This window comes from Vibrio sp. Vb1554 (assembly GCF_033344235.1).
Window position 1 is genome coordinate 41502 of record NZ_JAWPOJ010000007.1, and the last position, 21707, is coordinate 63208.

Here is a 21707-nt window from a genome sequence, read left to right on the forward strand (position 1 = left end):
TCTTGTTGATAAGGTTCCCGAGTAGCAATGTCGATTAACATTTCCGATCTAACCACCGCCCTAAATAAGGTGGAGCATATTCATAAAGTGCAGCTTGAAAACGTACATCAGTTCTTCAAAGCAAACGAAGCTTTCTCGTTGCAAACATTCAGCCAGCTGATATCAAGCGACTCGCTTGATGATCGATTTAAAACCATCGATAGAGCGTTCTCTTTGCTTGGTGATGCAAAAACCTACCTTTTAGAAGTGTCTTACCTTATTAAGTAAAAAAGAAAGCCCCGATAAAATTCATTACCGGGGCTATCATTTTCTATCTAAACTAATGACTTACAATTTGTAACGATCATCAATTACCGTTAATTCTGGGAAGGTTTTACCCTCGTCCATCGCTTCCTCTGTCTCTTCTTTTACTTGGTTATCAATCCAGAAATTACCGATATCCATTGGATGAAGCACCCATTCTGTCGCTTTTGTCATGCCGTTTTTAGGAATTTTAACCCAGCGCCAATGAGCAACTCGAGAATAAGGCACCATGTAGCCAGGAACGATGATATTCGCTTTGCTGACATAGTTTTGGATTTGATGCGACAAGTCGTAACGCTTCTCCTGATCAAACTCAGAATCATACGCTTCAATTAACTTGTCTAGCTCAGGGCTGCTGTAGTTGGTGTGAGCATTCGTTTGTGGTCGATTTGCATTATCCGAGTGTAGGTATTCCCAATACGCAGGGATCTCACCAGAGCCCATATTCAAAAACGCTAACTGATGCTTTTTCTCAAGAATGTATTTAAACGCAGATGAGCCATCCACCAAGTTTAACGTGAACTCAAGACCAGCAAGTTTCGCTTGCTCTTTCAGGTATGCAATACGCGGTGTCCAAGAGTTGTATCCGTAGGTGATAGCAAAGCTCAAGCGTTGGCCCTTGTCGTTAACACGAATACCATCTGCGCCCACTTTGTCAAAGCCCGCTTTTTCGAAGTGTTTAACCGCCGCATCAGCATCAAACTTTGGCGGTGTATTGTTAGGATCATCGTATTCGCCATGACCAAAGCCGAGTCCATGCGGTTTACGTGAATAATCTCCACGCATGATGTTTTCAATCATGCCGTCATAGTCAGTGGCTGCCATAACACCTTTACGCACTTCTAGGTTATCCAACATCGGCATCGCTGTGTTCATCCAAAGACCACCAGCTCCTTGCGGTGCTTCGTTAAAGCCCCAGTACTTTTGGATATAGCCTTTTTTGTACACATCACTATTGGTTTTGTCATGCCAAAAGCTTGGTAGCACCATCTCAAAGTAGTCTAAGTTGCCTTTCTCAAAGTGCTTCATGGCAATATCAGGATCGCGAATCACCTTAATGCGAACCTTTTCAACGTTATAACGGTTTTTATAGTAGCGGTTGTTGTATCCCCACCAATCTTCACCGACATGTTTGAATGTCACGCTCTTACCTTTCTTCACTTGATCAATGTAGTAAGGCGCTGCGGTTGGCTCAGATTTAAAGTTAAACTTTCTGACGAAGTTATCAGGCATACCATCGTTATTTGCGTCCTTTTCTCCTTCAAAGAAGTGTTCAGGACGAGGCTGAAAACCATTACTTGGCATGTTAATCATAACCATAAGTGAGTCATGACTTTGAGCTACAGCAAGATTGACTTTGATCGTGTAGTCATCAATTTTTTCAACACTCACAATACTGTTTGTGAAGAAGTCGTTATACCACGGGTCGATAATGTCTTTTGACGTGTAGTACTTCATCATAAAGACGTAATCATCTGCTGTAATTTTTTCACCATCTGACCACTCGGCCGTTTCGTCGAGTTTAAAGAATACGGTTTTGTTGTCTTCTCCAAATGCCCATGACTTAGCAAGTTGAGGGATCCATTTGCCAGTATTTGGATGACGCTGAGCCAGTTTTGGTGAACCATCCATTAAGTATTGGCGCAAACCTGAGTTCGCATCTGGACCAACACTTCGTAATGTTTGCGGAAAGCTCTGAATATAAGTGCGATAGGTGCCACCTCGTACCGCTTCTTCAGAGGAAAATAGAGGTTCGTTGTTGTTTGAAATCCATTCGATATCAGCTGGCAATTCTGCCGCACTCAGTTGAAAACTGGCAGCGGTCAGTGTTGCTAGTACTGAAAATGGCAGTTTTTTAGTCATGTTTCTTCCTTGTTGTGTTTGCGCACTAAGGTCGTAACAAGGAAGACAGCGTGTGAAAGCTCACAGAAAGCTGCGATTTAAAATACGCAGATAGGAAATAATAGGAACGTAATATGAAGTGACGTCCTGCCAGCTTCTATATTAATTTCAAAGAGTTTCACTAGGTCATCCTAGACCTTACAACGCAGTGAATGCATCTTCGCCATAGTATTCTTTAGACATTTGTAACGCAAGCCATCAATAACACATGGTTGCATTTTCGAGGCATCACAGTGAGTTATGTTACAAAAGTGTGATCGGCATAGTACCAAGCCCTACTTTACTCAGAATAAACCGCAGAACCTTTATCTCAATTGGCCCCGATATACCAGTTAAAGCGAGTAAATGATCAGACATAGCTGGTTAAAAGGAATGGTTGTTTACCGCGATCAGTATTTTCATTCGATGTAAAAAGTGAGGCATCTTAGCCTCACTTTTCTCCATACAATCGAGACAGTGCTTACATGTTAGATAAGCTCTCATTGATCGACTTCAGCACTTCTGCAGGATTTGACGCTTGAGTGATAGGGCGACCAATCACAAGATAATCTGAACCTGATTGGATAGCGTCTACTGGCGTCATGATACGGCGTTGGTCACCTTGTTCTGAGCCAGCAGGTCGAATACCAGGGGTCACTAACTTAAATTCTTGGCCTAGTTCGCTCTTCAGTAATGAGGACTCTTGCGCTGAACATACCACACCATCTAAGCCTGCGTTTTTGGTCAAGGTTGCTAGACGAATCACTTGCTCCTGAGGCGCAACATTCAAACCAATACCAGCTAAATCACTTTGTTCCATACTGGTTAGTACCGTTACACCGATAAGAAGTGGACGATCTTTACCATATGGCTCAAGAATTTCACGTGATGCCGTCATCATACGCTCACCACCGCTCGCGTGTACGTTCACCATCCATACACCCATTTCAGCCGCAGCGCGAACTGCTTTCGAACAGGTGTTTGGAATATCGTGAAATTTTAAATCTAGGAATACCGAGAAACCACGTTTATGGAGTTCACGTACAAAATCAGGACCAAATAGCGTAAACATCTCCTTGCCAACTTTTAGTCGGCATGACGCAGGATCAATTCTATCTACAAACGCAAGTGCATCTGCTTGGTTATCATAATCCAGTGCGACAATAACTTTTTGGTCGATCATTTCATCTCCTAACTGTTTTGGTTCTTATTAAATAAAAAGTTAAAAAAATGCAGCGGACAGAAACTCTGCCAGCTGCATTAAGAATTATTCACCATCCAATCCGCGGATTGGCTTGATCGTCCCCCATCCTTTACAGGACGGACAATGCCAATAAAGGGAATGGGTAGAAAATCCACACTTCCGGCATCGGTAATGTGGTTTCACTTTTAACTGTTCACCCACCATCGCTTGTAGTGTTGATAGGCTGTCTTTCGCTCGACCATCTTCTGCTTCTGCAATGTGGTAGTCAATTAAACGGTAGAAGCCCTTCATGGTTGGGTTTTTCAGCAATTGTTTCGTCAGTAACTCTTGAGCAGCCCCAACGTTCTCGTGATGAGCAACTAATTGAGCCAACATCAACTCGGCTGATACGCCTGCTTTCTTATCAATACAAGCTCGCAGAAACTCGACAAGTTCATCTTCCTGACCCAGATGATGATAGCATTCTGCAATAGTTGGCAAGACATCACTGATAAAGTCTTTATCTTGCTCAAGTACCCCTGTCAGATATTTGATGGTGTGCTTATAGTCTTCAGACTCTAGATAAATTCGTCCCAAAGCAATACTTGCTCGAACACACTTCGGGTCTTCCGCTAACGCTTTTTTAAAATGCTGTATTGCCTTATTAGTATTCCCATCAGCTTGGTCGAGCATGGCTATTTCACACCAAAAATGGGCAATATTTGCACGCATCCTTGAGCGTTTATTACCTAACTTAGCCAATTGGTTCGCGTAATAAATCGCCTTTTCCCATTCTCGTGTTTGCTGATAAATGGTCACTAATTGTTGAAGAGCCGCCTCTTTGTAATCTGGCTCTTCGACTAACTGTTCGAAGATTTTCTCTGCACGATCAAGAAAACCTGAGACCATGTAGTCTTTCGCTAACTGTTGAAGGGCGAGGTTCTTTTGGTCCAGTGTTAAGCCTGAACGAGAAATAAGATTTTGGTGAATTCTGATTGCGCGGTCGACTTCACCACGAGACCGGAACAGGTTACCCAACGCAAGGTGAGTATCGATGGTCTCGTTATCAACTTGGAGCAATTCAATAAAGTGATCGACAGCCTTATCTGATTGGTCAGAGAGCAGCAGATTAAGACCCGTCATATACTGACGAGAGATTTGATGAGATTGCTTCTGCTTGTCTTGCTGAGCGCTGCGATGCCCCATATACCAGCCATACGCAGCAGCTATAGGCAACAACAAGAAGAGTAGTTCAAGCATTAAAGTTAAGCCTTATCCTTATGCCTGTTTTTCAATGGCTGGCTTATCAGCAGCGTTGTTTGATTCAGTTGGTTCGTACTTTTTCAGTTTTTTCTTTAAACGACGGACCTGTAGCTGAGTTTTCAGTTGGATGCTACCAAAGATAACCCACGCTAAAGCAAAGCCAACCACAAATACTACACCTAATAGCGTAGATAAGTGGAACTCTCCTTTTGCTAGAAGATAGTTAAAAGTCACGAGCTCTTGGTTTTGGGAACCTAACGCCAATGCAATTAAAAAGAGAGCTAAAACAGCAACGATTTTTATAATTTTCATGTTACATCACCCTTCTAGGAGTAAGTCGGTAAGATTATGCAGGAAAATGCTTCTTCAGACTACGTATATTAGCAATAATCTATACCCAAGTAACCTCAAGATGCTTAGTTTGTAGACATGCTTAGAAGTTAAAGTTATTTGGGTATAGAAAACAGCTGAATCCACAATTAGATTAGTAAACGATCTTGGATGTATGACTAACTTGGATACATTACAAAAAAGCGGCATACACAAACGTATGCCGCTTTTTTCAAACTAATAAGAGTGCATTAACCAATATTTACACGCTCACGAAGTTCTTTACCAGGTTTGAAATGTGGAACGTATTTACCTTCCAATTCCACTTTATCGCCCGTTTTAGGGTTACGACCTACGCGAGGCTCGCGGTAATGAAGAGAAAAACTACCAAAGCCACGGATCTCGATACGGTCACCGCTCTCTAGTGTAGAGGCCATGTGCTCTAAAATATCTTTTACAGCATCCTCTACCTCTTTCGCTGATAAGTGTGTTTGCTCAGCGCAGAGTCTTTCAATCAGTTCAGACTTAGTCATAGTTGCCCTCTTTGAGTATCTTTATCACTTATTATAGTAAGTAATACTAATTCCAACAAACACTTGCTGACAATTCTAGACAAATTTTATGCAAAATGCGCAATGAAGAAATGCCTTTTATTAAGATAGTTTACTGTCATTAGTATTACTACTTAAATATGACCAAATATAAAAAAGGAGCCTTGCGGCTCCTTTTTTGCTTAAGCGAGTATATTATTCGCCTTTAGCAGCTTTGAAAGCGTCAGCCATTGCGTTACCGAATGCATTGTCATCTTGCTTGTTGATAGATGCCATTGCTTCTTGCTCGTCAGCTTCGTCTTTAGCTTTGATAGATAGGTTGATTACGCGGTTCTTACGGTCTACACCTGTGAACTTCGCTTCAACAACATCACCAGCGCTTAGGATTAGAGAAGCATCTTCTACGCGATCGCGTGATACTTCAGAAGCACGGATGTAACCTTCAACGCCTTCTGCGATTTCAACAGTAGCGCCTTTAGCGTCAACAGCAGTTACAGTAGCGTTAACTAGAACACCTTTCTTGTTGTCAGCAACGTAAGCATTGAATGGGTCATTTTCCATTTGCTTGATGCCTAGAGAGATGCGCTCACGCTCAGCGTCTACTGCTAGAACAACTGCAGAGATCTCGTCGCCTTTCTTGTACTCACGTACAGCTTCTTCGCCAGCAACATTCCAAGAAATGTCAGATAGGTGAACTAGACCGTCGATGCCGCCTTCTAGACCGATGAAGATACCGAAGTCAGTGATAGACTTGATCTTACCAGTAACTTTGTCGCCTTTAGCTTGTGCTTCAGCGAATGACTGCCATGGGTTAGCTTTACACTGTTTCAGACCTAGAGAGATACGACGACGTTCTTCGTCGATTTCAAGAACCATAACCTCAACTTCGTCGCCAACATTAACAACTTTAGAAGGGTGGATGTTCTTGTTAGTCCAATCCATTTCTGAAACGTGAACTAGACCTTCAACGCCTTCTTCGATTTCAACGAAGCAGCCGTAGTCAGTTAGGTTAGTTACGCGACCAGTTAGTTTGTGACCTTCTGGGTAACGCTTAGCGATTGCTACCCATGGATCTTCGCCTAGTTGCTTAAGACCTAGTGATACGCGAGTACGCTCACGGTCGAACTTAAGAACTTTAACTTGGATCTCGTCACCAACGTTAACGATTTCAGATGGGTGCTTAACGCGCTTCCAAGCCATATCAGTGATATGTAGAAGACCGTCAACGCCACCTAGGTCAACGAACGCACCGTAGTCAGTAAGGTTCTTAACGATACCTTTAACTTCAGAACCTTCTTGTAGAGTTTCTAGAAGCTCGTCACGCTCAACGCTGTTCTCTGATTCGATAACTGCACGACGTGAAACAACTACGTTGTTACGTTTTTGGTCAAGTTTGATAACTTTGAACTCTAGCTCTTTGTTTTCTAGGTGAGCAGTGTCGCGGATTGGACGTACGTCTACTAGAGAGCCAGGAAGGAAAGCACGGATACCGTTTAGTTCAACAGTGAAACCGCCTTTAACTTTACCGTTGATGATACCAACAACAGTTTCAGCTTCTTCGTAAGCTTTCTCAAGTACGATCCAAGCTTCGTGACGCTTAGCTTTCTCACGAGAAAGTTGAGTTTCACCGAAACCATCTTCAACAGCGTCTAGAGCTACGTCTACTTCAGCGCCAACTTCAACTTCAAGTTCGCCAGCAGCGTTCTTGAACTGTTCAGCAGGGATAGCAGATTCAGACTTAAGACCAGCGTCAACAAGAACGAAACCGTTCTCGATAGCTACTACAGTACCTTTAACGATGCTGCCTTGTTGGAATTCTGTTTCGTTTAGAAACTCTTCAAAGAGTTGAGCAAAAGATTCAGTCATTTAATTAATCTTCAATAAATTAAACTTCCACGGGTATCCTACCGCATGGGGTTATTAAATTCGCCAGTCATCATCCTTGCGACCAACGCTCTTAGCCTAGTCGAGTATTATTACTCAGCTAGCTTCGATTCGATATATTGTAGTGCCTTTTCTACTACTTCGTCGATAGTCATCGACGTAGAATCTAGCACAAGCGCATCCTCAGCAGGGCGTAATGGCGCCACTGGGCGGTTACGATCTCGGTCGTCACGCTCTTGGATCTCGCTTAAAAGGTCAGCAAATCTAACATCTAACCCTTTCTCTTGCAACTGTTTAAGGCGTCGATTTGCACGCTCTTCAGCACTCGCATCAAGGAAGATTTTTGCTTGCGCACTCGGGAATACAATTGTGCCCATATCACGACCATCAGCAACCAGACCCGGAGCGGTCTCAAATGCACGCTGACGACGTAGTAATGCTTCACGAACACGTGGCAAAGCCGCAACTTTAGATGCTGCCATACCCGTTTCTTCTTTACGAAGCTCCCCTGACACATCTTCGCCTTCTAGAATGACCTTAACTAAGTCACCTTCCGCGATAAATTGAACGTCTAGGTGTGTTGCTAGTGGGACAAGAGCATCTTCTGACTCGGTGTCGACACCGTGGTGAATCGCAGCGAGTGCAAGTACACGATAAATTGCGCCAGAATCTAAGAGTTGGAAACCCAACTTTTTCGCCAGCAACATACATAAAGTGCCTTTACCTGCACCACTAGGTCCATCTACGGTTACAACCGGAGTTTGAGAGGACATGTTCTTCTCCACCAATAGTTTCTTTTCAGCAATTTGCTCGGTTTTCGAGGCGCACATTATACGGGTAATCAGTCTTTGGAGCGAGGAAAAATGTCGTGTAAAGCATTACACCTAATGCGTAATTGGATTCATCAATAAACATAAAGTTCAACAAAAACGGCGAGAGCTTCTGCCCTCGCCGTTTTAAATGCCATGAACTTAAGCTCGATTAAACAATCGGCTTTTGACCACGCTCAGCTAACTTTAAAATCACACTATCAGCGACTTTACCCGCCACACCTGCTAGCTTGTCGGCCAGTTTTTTCTTTTGTACATAATGCACAGAAAGTACAGTTTTATCTTTGCATGCTGCAACAACGATATCATCAGATGTACTAATGTCATCCACCAAACCAAGCTCTTTCGCTTGTGTACCGAACCAGTGCTCACCAGTGGCTACTTTGTCTAGGTCCAAACTAGGGCGACGCTCACGAATGAAGTCTTTAAACAAGACATGTGTTTCTTCAAGTTCTTGCTTAAACTTATCGCGCGCTTTATCGGTATTCTCACCGAACATCGTTAGCGTGCGCTTATATTCACCCGCTGTTAGTTGTTCGTACTCAATGTCATGTTTCTTCAACAGTTTGTTGAAGTTAGGAATTTGTGCGATAACGCCAATAGACCCCACAATTGCAAATGGTGCAGAAACAATCTTATCTGCTACACATGCCATCATGTAACCACCACTTGCCGCAACTTTGTCAACAGAGATGGTCAGAGGAAGACCCGCAGCTTTGATTCGGTCCAGTTGAGAAGAGGCAAGGCCGTAACCATGAACCATACCACCGCCAGACTCTAAGCGAAGTAACACTTCATCACCTTCACGTGCGACAGCCAAAATAGCGGTGATTTCTTCACGTAGAGACGCGACTTCTTTTGCGTCTATGCTACCGTTGAAATCAAGAACAAATAGGTGTGGTTCACGCTTGCTATCTAATGAACCGTCTTTGCTCGCTTGTTTGATTTCTTTCTCGCGAGATTTGTTCTTCTCTTTTTCTTCTTTCTTGACGGCTTTATCTCGAGCCTTGATGAAAGCATCGTCATGCAAATGATGCTCTAACTGCTCAACAGATTGTTTGTGTTGCTCTGAAAGGTTGGTAATCTCTAACTCCCCTTTCGCCGCACCCGATTTGCCACCAGCCGATTTTGCAATAATGAGCAGAACAATTATCGCAGCAACCACCGTGATAATTTTGGCCAGAAACAGACCATAATCTAATAAAAATTCCAACGAGAGCTCCTTTATCTCATTTCAGATGACGTTAGTATGTTACGCAGAAACATCAGCGAGAAGGCAGCGCGGTTTGTAACCACTTGTTCTGATTGATAGCATACCTAACGAAAGTTCTGGAATTGGTATAACACATGAATTGGTGTATTGTAACCATCTTGTCACGATTACCAAGATTTTCCATTGAGAAACAGGCGTTTTTTAGCGTCAATTAACTATCATGGACCCTCTTACAATAATAAGGATTTATCGCCGTGAACTACTCCGTTTCAGCTGATGCTCTAAAAGGTAAAGTCATTCTTGTTACTGGCGCTGGTAATGGCATCGGCCGTCAAGCCGCGCTTTCTTATGCCGAGCACGGTGCAACTGTTATTCTCTTGGGTAGAAATGTGCAAAACCTTGAATCTATCTATGATGAGATTGAAGCTGCTGGCTATCCACAAGCAGCTATCATTCCATTGGATCTCAAGGGCGCAACTCAGCAGAATTACATTGATATGGCAGAGACAATCGAAGGACAGTTTGGTCGCTTGGATGGTCTATTACACAACGCAGGTGTCTTGAGTTCGCTGTGTCCATTTGATCAAATCAAAGAGGAAGACTTCGACGATATCATGCAGATCAACGTGAAAGCCGAAGTGCTAATGACTCAAGCACTACTGCCTGTGATGCGTAAATCAGAAGCTGGGCGTATTATCTTTACCTCTTCAACCGTCGGCCACTCTGGCCGCGCATTCTGGGGGCCATACGCTATCTCTAAATTTGCCGTAGAAGGCATGATGCAAGTTTTGGCTGACGAGCTGAGTGATACACCGATCCGCGTTAACGCAATTAACCCTGGTGCCACTCGTACTCGCATGCGTGAAAAAGCATATCCGGGTGAAGATGCGAATACTCTCAAAACGCCACTGGATATCATGCCGCTATATTTGCACTTAATGGATCCTGCGGTTACCGATGTGAACGGTCAGTGCATCGACGCTCAACCGAAGCGTAAATAACTCATTCAGGTTACCTCACATAATCGATTGAAAAGGCAGCAAACGCTGCCTTTTTTCATTTCTCTCTTCATAAAAATCTTGCGACTTTCTCCCACAGAAATATACTGTACACATATACAGGTGTTTATTATGCAAGATATTATTCAGAACTTAAAAAGCCAACACCTTGTTTGGCAAGCAAATTTAACGAAAGCAGATCCTCAGCAGTTGCAGACTAGTTCCGGTTTTTCTGAATTAGATGATTTGCTCGGCGGAGGCTTTCCACCTAATGGCGTAGTGGAGATGGAATCTATTGGTAGTATTGGTGAATTGCGTTTGCTCGCTCCCTATTTAAAAGCCACTCAGACCAATGGTATGACCGCATTTATTCAACCACCTGCTCTAGTGAACTCTCTGTTTTTACACTACATCGGGTTGGATATAAACCAAGTGTGGGTTGTTACTCCAACTCACCCCAAAGATGCTCTTTGGGCAGCAGAGCAATGTCTGAAAAGTGGGGTATGCAGTAATGTTTTGTTATGGCAAGAAGAGCTTGAAATACATCAAGTGAAACGCTTACAGGTAGCGAGTGAACAAGGTACTTGCCCTCTCTTTATGCTTAAAACAGATACTATCAACCGCTTGTCTTTGCCTGTGTCACTCAGTTTAAAACTGAAAGGCGACGAGCAAGGGATTCATGTTGAAGTGCTGAAAAGGAAAGGAGGCTGGAATAGAGGTAGCGTTAGTATCGGCTTCCAACACCATTACCCGCAACTGGTGAAACCATCATCTGAAACTGTGCACTCGACTGTGGTCAATTTCCCACTGGCGAACCAAGGTTAGTGATATGGCTCTGTGGATTTACTTGCACTTCCCTCGCCTGCAGCTAGACGCACTCTTTGGTGATAACCAAGAACAACCCGTGGTGATTGTCGAAAGCCAACGTTGCCAGATTCTTCAATACAACGAGATTGCCGAACAACAAGGCATTAAGCCTGGTATGGGCCTAGGCAGTGCTGCGTCCTTGTGTCGAGATTTACAAGTGCATCCTTATCATCCGCACACCGAATTGAGCAAGTTACAAGAAATTGCTCAATGGCTGTATTTGATCACATCTGACGTTGTGTTGATGCCAAACCAAGGTATTTTGCTGCGTGCTACTCCAATGCTCGCTCTGTATGAAGGGCTTGAAAACTATTGGAATAAAGTCAGAGCTCACTTATCGGAGCTGAAACTGAGTTTTCAATTCGGATGTGGTTTTTCGCCTTTTGCTGCCAAATTGATGGCAATATCAGGAGCGAACGTCATCAGTGAAGACAAATCTGCCATACAAAAAGCTTTATCACCACTACCGTTAACACTGACAGATTTATCAAACGCTACCGTAGAGAAGTTACAACGTGTAGGCGTCACCACATTGCAAAACCTGCTTGAACTGCCATTGCAAGACATCGCACGACGCTTTGATATCGATTTGGTGAACTACGTTGGTCGACTGACTGGGCAGTTTAAACACCCTGTCGACTTTTATCACCCTACCGAATCCTTCCAAGTTTATTTAGAGCTCTTGTTTGAGATCGAAAACGTTCAGTGGATTGAAAAGCCGTTGGCCAAATTACTTCGTCAACTCGAAACCTTTCTAAAATTAAGAGATAAGGTCGCTTTTGAACTGTGTTTAACACTCCACCAGCGTGAGAAACAAGAGCAACACCTTCAACTCACTTCTGCGCAAGGTGATTACCTATGTCAGCGTTGGCAACAGTTAGCGAGTTTAAGCTTAGAATCACTCTCGCTTAATGGCCCAGTCACAGGGCTAACGTTAAAAGTCATCCGTCAAGGTGAGCCTCTTAGTGCATCACGCGATCTCTTTGCTGGGCAGAAAGGAAACATGAATGCTTTAGAGCTGCTCTCTTTACTGCAAGCTAAATTGGGAAAAAGTGCCGTTTTAAAACCCAATATTGCTTGCGATCCTAGACCAGAAAAGGCCAGTCAGTATCGCCCTGCTGATGCTCCGGATGAAAAGGGGCACGCCATACCATCCATACTACGCCCAGCAATGCAATTACCGACTCCCATTGTATTGCAAGAGCAAGTTTCTTTGGTCCACGGACCTGAGCGAATAGTTTCTGGGTGGTGGGATGGTGATGAGATCATGCGTGATTACTACATTGCACACACCAAGCAAGGCCGCTGGTTATGGATATTTCGCGATCAGCACAAGCACTGGTTTCTTCATGGCTATTTTTGTTAAATCGACAGTTATTTTTGTTGGGTCATTATGAGTTACGCGGAACTATTTTGTCAGTCTAACTTCTCTTTTTTGACTGGGGCTTCTCATGCAGAAGAGCTGGTACTCCAAGCTGCTTTCTATCGCTATCAAGCTCTAGCTATAACGGATGAATGTTCAGTCGCGGGCGTTGTCAAAGCCCATACGACCATCGAACAACATAAACTCGATATCAAACAAATCGTTGGAAGTATGTTTTGGTTAAATGATGAATGCCAAATCGTACTGCTTTGCCCTTGTCGCAAGGCTTATGCCGAGTTGTGTCGTATCATCACAAACGCAAGGAGACGCAGTGAAAAAGGCAACTATCAACTGTTCGAATGGGATTTGATGTCGGTTCGACATTGTTTGGTATTGTGGCTGCCCACACATCAAGAGAGTGATCACTATTGGGGGCGCTGGCTCAATCAACACCACGCTAATCGTTTGTGGGTAGCGATTCAGCGCCATTTGAGTAACAACGATACTGAGTACATTGCGCACTGCGAGCAGTTAGCACATGAATTTCAATTACCTATAACTGCCTGCGGAGGCGTTCTCATGCATGATGTTGAACGCTTGCCATTACAGCATGTACTTACTGCTATAAAACATGGGTGTAGCGTCGATAAACTCGGTTTTGACCGTATTTCGAATACTGAGCGAGCGCTTCGTCCTTTTAAAAAGTTGATTCGGATTTACAAACCAGAATGGCTGGAAGAAAGTACTTACATCGCCGATTTATGCGAGTTTAAGCTCTCCGATTTAAAATACGAATATCCTACCGAGCTGATCCCAGATGGTTATACACCCGACTCTTACTTACGTATGTTGGTCGAACGTGGTAAAAAGCTGCGTTTTCCTGAAGGCGTGCCAGCAGAAGTCAATCAAACCATCGAGAATGAACTGGCGCTTATTCAAGAGCTTAAATACCACTACTACTTCCTTACTATTCACGACATCGTAATGTTTGCGAAACAGCAAGGTATTCTTTACCAAGGGCGAGGTTCCGCTGCAAACTCTGTAGTGTGTTATTGCCTGGAAATTACCGCCGTCGATCCTCGACAAATCGCTGTCTTATTCGAACGATTTATCAGTAAAGAACGTAAGGAACCGCCGGATATTGATGTGGACTTTGAACACGAGCGCCGTGAAGAAGTTATCCAGTATATTTACAAAAAATATGGTCGTGAGCGTGCAGCACTTGCTGCAACAGTGATCAGCTATCGCTTTAAAAGTGCCGTGCGTGAAGTCGGTAAAGCACTAGGGATTGAAGAGACCCAATTAGATTTTTTCATTAAGAACGTTAATCGCCGAGATCGCAGCCAAGGCTGGCAAGCTCAAATTATTGAACTTGGCTTACAACCAGAATCTCTCAAAGGGCAGCAGTTTATCCAATTGGTCAACGAGATCATTGGCTTCCCACGCCATTTATCTCAGCACGTAGGTGGCTTTGTAATTTCATCTGGCCCTTTATATGAGTTGGTACCTGTTGAAAATGCCTCGATGGAAGATCGCACTATCATTCAATGGGATAAAGACGATTTAGAAAGCTTGAAGCTACTAAAAGTCGATGTACTCGCACTCGGCATGTTAAACGCCATCAAAAAGTGCTTTCAACTGGTCGAGAAACATCACCAGCGATCCCTCTCGATTTCCGAGATCACTCGCCGACAAGATGATCCACACGTGTACCGCATGATCCAAAAAGCTGACACGATAGGCGTATTCCAAATTGAATCTCGTGCACAAATGAGCATGCTTCCTCGCCTAAAGCCTGCTTGTTATTACGACTTAGTGATTCAAATTGCAATTGTTCGTCCAGGCCCTATTCAGGGTGATATGGTGCATCCTTTTTTAAAACGACGAGATCACAAAGAGCCTGTCAGTTATCCATCGGAAGAAGTAAAAAGCGTTCTGGAGCGGACTATGGGCGTCCCTATTTTCCAAGAGCAAGTCATCAAGCTAGCCATGGTAGCCGCAGGGTTTAGCGGCGGCGAGGCCGATCAACTCCGTCGAGCGATGGCATCATGGAAAAAGAATGGCGATCTCGCTAAATTCAGACCAAAACTGATCAATGGTATGCAAGAGAGAGGTTATGACTTAGCGTTTGCTGAGCGCATTTTCGATCAGATTTGCGGCTTTGGTGAGTACGGCTTCCCTGAAAGTCATTCAGCGTCTTTCGCAGTGCTGGCATATTGTTCTGCATGGTTAAAATATTATTACCCAGCCGAATTTTACACTGCATTATTGAACAGCCAACCAATGGGATTTTATAGCCCATCGCAATTAGTACAAGATGCTCGCAGACATGGCGTCGAAGTATTGCCGGTGTGCGTCAATCATTCAAAATATCAACATCATCTCGTCTCACGTCCGAATGGCAGGCTCGGCGTGCAACTTGGTTTTCGCTTGGTGAAAGGCTTTAACGCAGAAAGCGCACAAAGGCTTATTGAGCGCAAACCACTTAATGGTTACCGATCGATTCAAGAAGTAAAGCAGATATTAAGAAGCCGAAGTGACATTGAATTATTGGCTTCAGCCAATGCATTTCAGGCCTTATCGGGAAATCGTTATAACGCTCGCTGGGCAGCAATGGATTCCTTATCTGACCTACCATTGTTTCACAAGGTCGAAGAACCCAATGTTAGCTACCAGACTCAACCCTCTGAATATGAAAATTTAATTGAGGATTACGCAAGCACGGGACTATCTCTTAGCCGCCATCCAATTAAATTATTAGAAGAAACGGGCAAACTCCCTCACTTTACCCGCATGAGGCAACTGACAGAGAAACCGCATAAGTCACTGGTCACAGTGGTAGGTGTGGTAACAGGAAGACAATCTCCAGGCACCGCCGCTGGCGTGACATTTTTTACGTTAGAAGATGACACGGGCAACATTAATGTGGTCGTTTGGCAAGCGACAGCACGAGCCCAAAAGCAAGCGTATTTAGGCGCTAAAGTATTAATGGTGAAAGGCATTCTTGAAAGAGAGGGAGAAGTCACGCACGTTATTGCTGGTAAGTTGATTGATTGCACGCACTACTTGAACAATCTACAAAGTAAGTCTCGGGATTTCCATTAGTACAGAGGAATTAAGGAGAGAGATGTTAAAAATCAGAGAGAGGTGCGCTCCCTCTGATTTCACTAGATCTAATCATGCACTTTTAGAAAGCATCTGGCGTAATCGGTCTTGAGCAACTTCAACCAGCAGATCCGGTTGGAATTTAGATATAAAGCGATCACAGCCTACTTTTTGTACCATGGCTTCATTAAAACTACCGCTCAGAGAAGTGTTCAATGTGATAAACAACTTAGACATACGTGGGTCTTGGCGCACTTCATGGGTCAGTTTATAACCGTCCATTTCAGGCATTTCAGCATCCGTAATCATCATCAACAGCTCTTTTTCTACATCTTTACCTTCATCACACCAACGTTTTAAAACCGTTAACGCTTCTAGCCCGTCACGACACTCGATGATATTCATACCCAATTGAGAAAGCGTATCGCGAACTTGATTACGAGCTGTAGAGGAATCATCCACAATCAGAACATTACGCCCGACCATTGCTTGGGCCAGTTCTTGATCGAGAATGTCCTCCGAAATAGTCACGTCGTAATGCACGATCTCTGCTAAAACTTTTTCAACGTCAATAATTTCGACAATTTGAGAGGCATCCCCTTCTTTGATTTGCGTGATAGCCGTGAGGTAATTCGAGCGACCAGACGTGGAAGGAGGCGGCTGAATTTCAGTCCATGCCGTATTAATAATGTTTTTAACCGGACCGACTAAGAAGCCCTGCACCGTGCGGTTGTACTCTGTCACGATCAAATTTTCTTCTTCCGCTTCACCACGTAAAGCAGGAAAACCAATTGCGCCTCGTAAATCAATCACTGGTACCGCTTCACCTCGTAGAGAAGCAACCCCACGAATATTGTAGTGCGATCCAGGGAGCTTGGTTAACGGTGGAAGCTTGATGACCTCTTTCACTTTGAACACATTAATCGCAAATAATTGGCGACTATTTAAAGTGAACAGCAGAAGCTCTAGTCGATTTTCACCAACCAAGTTTGTACGCTGGTCAACCGTATTTAACACTCCGGACATACTACTACCTAAATTATGGATAATTCTTATTTTACTCGAAATCAGTACAGACACAGCAAGGTTATATAACCAAATAACCTTAAAATATTTGGCTTTTCGAGCACAGCTTTAAAGTACAACAGTTTTAGCGTATTACTTCTCTTTGCATCAGACGCAAAGTCACGCAGCACATTGAAAGCCATTTTGTTTATTTACTTGAGCTTTTTAGGAAATTACATGAATGGCGCAGATATAGCAATGCAACATAACTCAAATTCCCTTTCTAGTAATAGGCGATCAAAAAGGGTGAGCCGTTAAGTCTCACCCTAAATCACCTACAAATGCAGTCTCAACAGCCAGGCACATCATCATGTTAAAAAGTACTTAACCTTCCACAACCTTCATCAATAGTTGACCATCGTACAACGCTTGCTTAATCAACGCGGCACCAGGCATTGTGGCTTGCTTATAGAAACGAGACTCCACCAGCTCAAGATCTTGGTGATAAACCGGTAAACTCTGCTCTTCGATACATCGACGAACCGCAGGATAAAGCACATCTTTTGCTTGGTTAATCACACCACCGATCAAGATTTTCTCAGGGTTAAATAAGTTGATCACAATAGCAATTGCAGAGCCTAAGTAGCGTCCAAGTTTTTCAATCACATCGACGGCCAAAGGATCACCGTTTGCAGCGGCTTCACAAATGCTCTCAATACTCATTTCCTCTTGTTTAGCAAGAATAGAGTCTTCGCCATCAGCGATTCGTCTTACGACTTCTTCACGAATTGCTTGAGAACTGGCAACGGTTTCCAAACAGCCAATATTGCCGCAATGACAACGTTTTCCATTTGGGTCAATTTGAATATGCCCGAGTTCACCAATGTTACCGTGACGGCCTTGCAAAACGCGCCCATCCAGAATGATGCCCGCACCTAAACCGTGGTGGATAGAGATAAGAACGGAGTTGTCATTATCTTGAGAATGACCAAAAAGCTTTTCTGCTAATGCCCAAGCTCGCGTGTCATTGGCAATGAAAACTGGCAAGCCTGTTGCTTTGTATATCTCTGGTCCAAGAGCAAGATTTTCGACATTGTAATGAGGCATCTGCAAAACGACACCTTGCTCTGAGTTCACGAGACCAGGCAGTGTAAGGGCAATACTGGTAACCCGATCCAGTTGATCCGCGTAAGTCTGAAAAAATTCATCAATTTCGTAAAGCAGGCGCTCAAGCACATCGTCTTGGTCAAGCTCGTGTATCTCGATTTTAGTATCGATCAGTACATCACCGCCTAACTCATGCAAAGCAATGGTTAAATAACCCCGCCCCAAACGCATTGACAAAAATTGCCAGCCTTCATTATTGACCTGCAAACCGACAGCAGGTCGACCACGACTCGTCGCTTCTTGTACTGTCGTTTCATGAATCAAGTGCGCTTCAATTAATTCTCGAGTGATTTTGGTGATACTAGCAGGAGCAAGCTCACTCTGCTTGGACAAATCAATTCGAGAAATAGGACCTTTTAGGTCAATTAGTTTATATACACGACCAGCATTGACCTGTTTGATATGATCAATATGGCCCGGTTGAGCCATGTACATCTTGCACTCCGAAATTCTATAACGGGACAATTTTTTTACTTTGCGAACTAATTGTGAAGTGAATTAATAAATCCCCGTGACAAGCATCACGTATAAACCTGTTTGTTTGTGTATTCAATCAAATAACGAAGAATCTACTCCTGTTAAATTGTTTGAAAAATAACTTATTTTTATTCACTAAATTATGAAGTAGTGCCTTTAAAGCAGCGCATTTTTATCAATAAGGCCATTGCCTGTCGAATATCTGTCTGTTTTACCGGGGTTACTCTTAATGTAAACATTCTGTGCATATACTTATATTCAAATAGCTTTAAGGTGTGGGCTCAGCAACGAGGCTAACCTTGAGAGCGATTGCGTAAAGTAAGGATAGAGTTCAAGTTACCTTTACACACACATTCATCGGAGAATCTATGACTTCCAAATTAAGACGAACAAAAATTGTCACTACGCTGGGTCCTTCAACGGATAAGGACAATATACTTGAGGAGATCATCAAAGCCGGTGCAAACGTTGTCCGTATGAATTTTTCACATGGAACCAGTGAAGACCACATTCAACGTGCGAACAAAGTCCGTACCATTGCAGCAAGACTTGGGCGTCAGGTTGCAATTCTTGGTGACTTACAAGGCCCTAAAATCCGTGTATCAACGTTTAAAGACGGCCAAGTCATTTTGAATGTGGGCGATAAATTCACATTAGATAGTGATTTACCAAAAGGTGAAGGCAATCAAGAATCTGTAGGGTTAGATTATAAAGAACTACCGCAAGATGTTTCACCAAATGACATTTTATTACTCGATGATGGACGCGTTCAGCTGCAAGTTACCAAAGTAGAGGGTAATAAAGTTCATACCCGTGTGATTGTCGGTGGTCCACTGTCCAACAATAAAGGGATCAACAAAAAAGGCGGCGGATTGTCAGCGGATGCGCTCACTGAGAAAGATAAAGCCGACATTCTTACCGCCGCAGCAATTCAAGTGGACTACCTTGCTATTTCATTCCCACGTAACGGCGAAGACATGCATTACGCTCGACGCTTAGCCAGAGATGCAGGCCTTGAAGCCATGTTAGTGGCTAAAGTCGAACGAGCAGAAACCGTCGCGACCAATGAGTCTATTGACGACATTATTCTCGCATCCGATGTGGTGATGGTTGCACGTGGTGACCTTGGTGTAGAAATCGGTGACCCTGAGCTCATTGGTGTCCAGAAAAAACTGATTCGCCGCGCACGCAGTTTAAACCGTATCGTGATTACTGCGACACAAATGATGGAATCCATGATTACTAGCCCAATGCCAACGCGTGCTGAAGTGATGGATGTAGCCAATGCGGTTCTAGACGGCACTGACGCGGTGATGCTGTCTGGAGAGACTGCTGCAGGTAAATATCCTGTAGAAACGGTCAAATCCATGGCCGAAGTATGTGTGGGGGCAGAAAAAATGTCGGAGGCAAGTCTATCAACCTATCGCTTAGATAGAACCTTCGAAACCGCTGAAGAAACCATCGCAATGGCAACCATGTACTCTGCGAATCACATGGAAGGAATTAAAGCGATGATCTCGTTAACTGAGTCCGGCAGGACTGCGTTGATGATGTCTCGCTTAAGCTCTGGCTTGCCAATATTTGCCTTATCACGGAATGAATCGACACTAAATCGAGCAGCATTATACCGAGGCGTGACACCTGTATATTTCGAGTCAAAAAGTGATGCGGGTTTACCAACGGCTCAAGCAGCGATTACTAGCCTTAAAGAGCAAGGGTTCTTGCACAAAGGTGATTTAGTCATTATTACTCAAGGCGATGTAATGGATGTTGTGGGCTCAACCAACTGCATGCGCATTCTACAAGCGTAGTCGTTATACCTAACTGGAATTAATCACAAGAACCCGCAAATAAGGCTCAGAAAATGGAGCCTTATTTATATGCTTTGTATATTGCGCACATCGTGAACGTAAGAAGGTTTATGCACTCTCTCTACCATCAATTTCAACATCCAGCTGGTCGTAGAGTTGAACTAGGTTAAACCCAGCTTGAAGCCCAAGTTGATAGTCATGCTCTAGTGACTCTTGGTCACTTAACAAAGAAGAAGAACGAAGTCCCTCTTTAGGCGCAACTTGTAAAATAAAAGTGTCGTCAGGTGGAGCAGATATAAAGGCCTGCGTGAGCTCAAATGTTTGATAATGAATCATCAGCATGTCGGCTAAACCTGAGTCAAAATTCTCACCAATCAGGTGGCTTAAACGATACAAGTTATCGGCACCGAACAACCAACGGCCTCCATTTAACAGCATTTTCCCTGCAAGCTTCGATTGATGTGCTGCATTAATTTTTTGTTGGAAGAACGACGCCCAATCCAGCTTCCACTGATTCACTTTTTGCTGCCATGATTGCTGTACTGAGTTGATAGACTCCCGATACCATTCGACAGGCACATCCCCCACCTCACTTTGGGCTCTCGCTTCAATCTCTGAAAACGGCTCTGTGCGAATGACAATAATGTTGCGAGCATTCTGACGCCACGCTTCTTGAACAGGGATAGAGGCAGACACGCCGCCATCCACAAACTTATTGCCATTTACGTCGACAGGTCCGTGATATAACTTGGGAATCGCACATGTCGCTAGCATAGTGTTAAACCACGAGTCATCCAAGATTGGTAGATATTGATCTGATAGCGTCTCTATATTCGTTACCGCAGCAAACGCTCCTCGTTTTCCCAATGCACTGCGACCTAAATCAAGGTCAAGCTTGTATGGGAAATCTTGAATCCGTTCTAATGCCCACTCTAAACCTAAGTACTGCTGCTTTCGGATATAGCGAAACAGATTAAAAAATTCAGGAGACGTTGTCAGCTCGGTAATAAAAGCTTTGCCCATGCCATGTTGACGACACAAGTAAGAACATAAGTTAAGTGCTCCGGCAGAGGTGCCATAGAATTCATCGAAAGGATCGAAGTTGGAAAGTAAAAAGGCGTCTAAAACGCCAGCGGTAAAAATCCCTCTCTGCCCTCCACCTTGCGTGACTAAAGCAGTTTTACCATGCCTAAAGTGCTCATAAACTTTTACATCAAGCTCTGCATGGCTTTCTGTGATTATACCGCTGTTACGTATCATAGGCTCACGCCATTTTGTTAAAACGTTTGGTAAAAGTGGTTATCTTAAGCTGTTGTAATAGCAATGATGCCAAATGACAAAAGCACTGCAAAAACAGTCACCACAATGATTAATGCGGATTTTAGATCGTGTTCCATAAACACCTCCTTAATATGTAACAAATTAATAACACCGGTGTGAAATATGTTCAAGATTTGCTTAATTTAGTCGCGCAAT

The 21707-nt window shown here is 43.6% G+C and carries 18 protein-coding genes; 6 read left to right on the forward strand and 12 right to left on the reverse strand.

Annotation, left to right across the window (positions count from 1 at the left end):
• Positions 1 to 27 precede the first annotated feature (27 nt).
• Positions 28 to 267, forward strand: coding sequence for a hypothetical protein (locus tag R8N28_RS08015; protein WP_033905728.1), 240 nt, complete (start codon positions 28 to 30; stop codon positions 265 to 267).
• A 60-nt stretch (positions 268 to 327) separates the two neighbouring features.
• On the opposite strand, the gene R8N28_RS08020 is transcribed toward R8N28_RS08015, so the two are convergent.
• The 8 genes from R8N28_RS08020 to sohB form a co-directional block, all read right to left on the reverse strand.
• Positions 328 to 2166 (reverse strand): extracellular solute-binding protein, encoded by a 1839-nt coding sequence (locus R8N28_RS08020; protein WP_065274702.1) that lies wholly within the window; start codon positions 2164 to 2166, stop codon positions 328 to 330.
• Between the two features lie 499 nt (positions 2167 to 2665).
• Positions 2666 to 3367 (reverse strand): orotidine-5'-phosphate decarboxylase, encoded by a 702-nt coding sequence (pyrF, locus tag R8N28_RS08025; protein ID WP_005376667.1) that lies wholly within the window; start codon positions 3365 to 3367, stop codon positions 2666 to 2668.
• Positions 3368 to 3451: 84 nt separating this feature from the next.
• Positions 3452 to 4627: a lipopolysaccharide assembly protein LapB gene (gene lapB, locus R8N28_RS08030; protein WP_005376665.1), complete on the reverse strand. Its 1176-nt coding sequence runs from the start codon at positions 4625 to 4627 to the stop codon at positions 3452 to 3454.
• An 18-nt stretch (positions 4628 to 4645) separates the two neighbouring features.
• Complete coding sequence (locus R8N28_RS08035) at positions 4646 to 4942, reverse strand: LapA family protein (protein ID WP_005376663.1); 297 nt, start codon at positions 4940 to 4942, stop codon at positions 4646 to 4648.
• Between the two features lie 269 nt (positions 4943 to 5211).
• A complete protein-coding gene (gene ihfB, locus R8N28_RS08040) occupies positions 5212 to 5493 on the reverse strand; it encodes an integration host factor subunit beta (RefSeq protein WP_005385816.1) in 282 nt (93 codons plus the stop codon).
• A gap of 213 nt (positions 5494 to 5706) precedes the next feature.
• Positions 5707 to 7377 carry a 30S ribosomal protein S1 gene (rpsA, locus tag R8N28_RS08045; protein ID WP_005385817.1) on the reverse strand — a complete coding sequence of 557 codons (1671 nt, stop codon included), beginning with the start codon at positions 7375 to 7377 and terminating at the stop codon, positions 5707 to 5709.
• Between the two features lie 110 nt (positions 7378 to 7487).
• Positions 7488 to 8168, reverse strand: a complete 681-nt coding sequence (gene cmk / locus R8N28_RS08050) for a (d)CMP kinase (protein ID WP_021033981.1) — start codon at positions 8166 to 8168, stop codon at positions 7488 to 7490.
• Positions 8169 to 8376: 208 nt separating this feature from the next.
• Complete coding sequence (gene sohB, locus R8N28_RS08055; RefSeq protein WP_005385819.1) at positions 8377 to 9438, reverse strand: protease SohB; 1062 nt, start codon at positions 9436 to 9438, stop codon at positions 8377 to 8379.
• A 254-nt stretch (positions 9439 to 9692) separates the two neighbouring features.
• Between sohB and R8N28_RS08060 the strand changes: the two genes are divergently transcribed.
• The 4 genes from R8N28_RS08060 (at position 9693) to R8N28_RS08075 (ending at position 15771) form a co-directional block, all read left to right on the forward strand.
• Positions 9693 to 10439, forward strand: a complete 747-nt coding sequence (locus R8N28_RS08060; RefSeq protein ID WP_005372980.1) for a YciK family oxidoreductase — start codon at positions 9693 to 9695, stop codon at positions 10437 to 10439.
• A 129-nt stretch (positions 10440 to 10568) separates the two neighbouring features.
• The gene (gene imuA / locus R8N28_RS08065) at positions 10569 to 11261 is read left to right on the forward strand and encodes a translesion DNA synthesis-associated protein ImuA (protein ID WP_065274704.1); all 693 of its coding nucleotides are present in this window, start codon (positions 10569 to 10571) and stop codon (positions 11259 to 11261) included.
• 4 nt (positions 11262 to 11265) lie between these two features.
• Positions 11266 to 12669: a Y-family DNA polymerase gene (locus R8N28_RS08070; RefSeq protein ID WP_065274705.1), complete on the forward strand. Its 1404-nt coding sequence runs from the start codon at positions 11266 to 11268 to the stop codon at positions 12667 to 12669.
• Between the two features lie 27 nt (positions 12670 to 12696).
• Positions 12697 to 15771: an error-prone DNA polymerase gene (locus tag R8N28_RS08075; RefSeq protein ID WP_065274706.1), complete on the forward strand. Its 3075-nt coding sequence runs from the start codon at positions 12697 to 12699 to the stop codon at positions 15769 to 15771.
• Between the two features lie 72 nt (positions 15772 to 15843).
• Here the strand turns inward: R8N28_RS08075 and R8N28_RS08080 are convergent, their stop codons facing one another.
• Positions 15844 to 16797, reverse strand: a complete 954-nt coding sequence (locus R8N28_RS08080; RefSeq protein WP_005372976.1) for a chemotaxis protein CheV — start codon at positions 16795 to 16797, stop codon at positions 15844 to 15846.
• 363 nt (positions 16798 to 17160) lie between these two features.
• Positions 17161 to 18378 carry an ROK family protein gene (locus R8N28_RS08085; protein ID WP_005385828.1) on the reverse strand — a complete coding sequence of 406 codons (1218 nt, stop codon included), beginning with the start codon at positions 18376 to 18378 and terminating at the stop codon, positions 17161 to 17163.
• Positions 18379 to 18788: 410 nt separating this feature from the next.
• On the opposite strand from R8N28_RS08085, the gene pyk reads away from it, so the two are divergent.
• Positions 18789 to 20231, forward strand: a complete 1443-nt coding sequence (gene pyk / locus R8N28_RS08090; RefSeq protein ID WP_005372972.1) for a pyruvate kinase — start codon at positions 18789 to 18791, stop codon at positions 20229 to 20231.
• 108 nt (positions 20232 to 20339) lie between these two features.
• On the opposite strand, the gene R8N28_RS08095 is transcribed toward pyk, so the two are convergent.
• Complete coding sequence (locus R8N28_RS08095) at positions 20340 to 21491, reverse strand: patatin family protein (protein WP_005372971.1); 1152 nt, start codon at positions 21489 to 21491, stop codon at positions 20340 to 20342.
• Positions 21492 to 21535: 44 nt separating this feature from the next.
• Complete coding sequence (locus R8N28_RS08100; protein ID WP_005372970.1) at positions 21536 to 21628, reverse strand: YnhF family membrane protein; 93 nt, start codon at positions 21626 to 21628, stop codon at positions 21536 to 21538.
• Between the last annotated feature and the right edge of the window lie 79 nt (positions 21629 to 21707).

Excerpts from the sequence above, each read along its gene's own strand:
- R8N28_RS08080 (WP_005372976.1), bottom strand. The coding sequence starts at position 16,797 with ATGTCCGGAGTGTTAAATACGGTTGACCAGCGTACAAACTTGGTTGGT.
- R8N28_RS08015 (WP_033905728.1), top strand. The coding sequence starts at position 28 with ATGTCGATTAACATTTCCGATCTAACCACCGCCCTAAATAAGGTGGAG.
- R8N28_RS08100 (WP_005372970.1), bottom strand. The coding sequence starts at position 21,628 with ATGGAACACGATCTAAAATCCGCATTAATCATTGTGGTGACTGTTTTT.
- lapB (WP_005376665.1), bottom strand. The coding sequence starts at position 4,627 with ATGCTTGAACTACTCTTCTTGTTGTTGCCTATAGCTGCTGCGTATGGC.
- R8N28_RS08075 (WP_065274706.1), top strand. The coding sequence starts at position 12,697 with ATGAGTTACGCGGAACTATTTTGTCAGTCTAACTTCTCTTTTTTGACT.
- R8N28_RS08095 (WP_005372971.1), bottom strand. The coding sequence starts at position 21,491 with ATGATACGTAACAGCGGTATAATCACAGAAAGCCATGCAGAGCTTGAT.
- pyrF (WP_005376667.1), bottom strand. The coding sequence starts at position 3,367 with ATGATCGACCAAAAAGTTATTGTCGCACTGGATTATGATAACCAAGCA.
- R8N28_RS08020 (WP_065274702.1), bottom strand. The coding sequence starts at position 2,166 with ATGACTAAAAAACTGCCATTTTCAGTACTAGCAACACTGACCGCTGCC.
- rpsA (WP_005385817.1), bottom strand. The coding sequence starts at position 7,377 with ATGACTGAATCTTTTGCTCAACTCTTTGAAGAGTTTCTAAACGAAACA.
- imuA (WP_065274704.1), top strand. The coding sequence starts at position 10,569 with ATGCAAGATATTATTCAGAACTTAAAAAGCCAACACCTTGTTTGGCAA.
- R8N28_RS08070 (WP_065274705.1), top strand. The coding sequence starts at position 11,266 with ATGGCTCTGTGGATTTACTTGCACTTCCCTCGCCTGCAGCTAGACGCA.
- R8N28_RS08085 (WP_005385828.1), bottom strand. The coding sequence starts at position 18,378 with ATGTACATGGCTCAACCGGGCCATATTGATCATATCAAACAGGTCAAT.
- R8N28_RS08035 (WP_005376663.1), bottom strand. The coding sequence starts at position 4,942 with ATGAAAATTATAAAAATCGTTGCTGTTTTAGCTCTCTTTTTAATTGCA.
- cmk (WP_021033981.1), bottom strand. The coding sequence starts at position 8,168 with ATGTCCTCTCAAACTCCGGTTGTAACCGTAGATGGACCTAGTGGTGCA.
- pyk (WP_005372972.1), top strand. The coding sequence starts at position 18,789 with ATGACTTCCAAATTAAGACGAACAAAAATTGTCACTACGCTGGGTCCT.
- ihfB (WP_005385816.1), bottom strand. The coding sequence starts at position 5,493 with ATGACTAAGTCTGAACTGATTGAAAGACTCTGCGCTGAGCAAACACAC.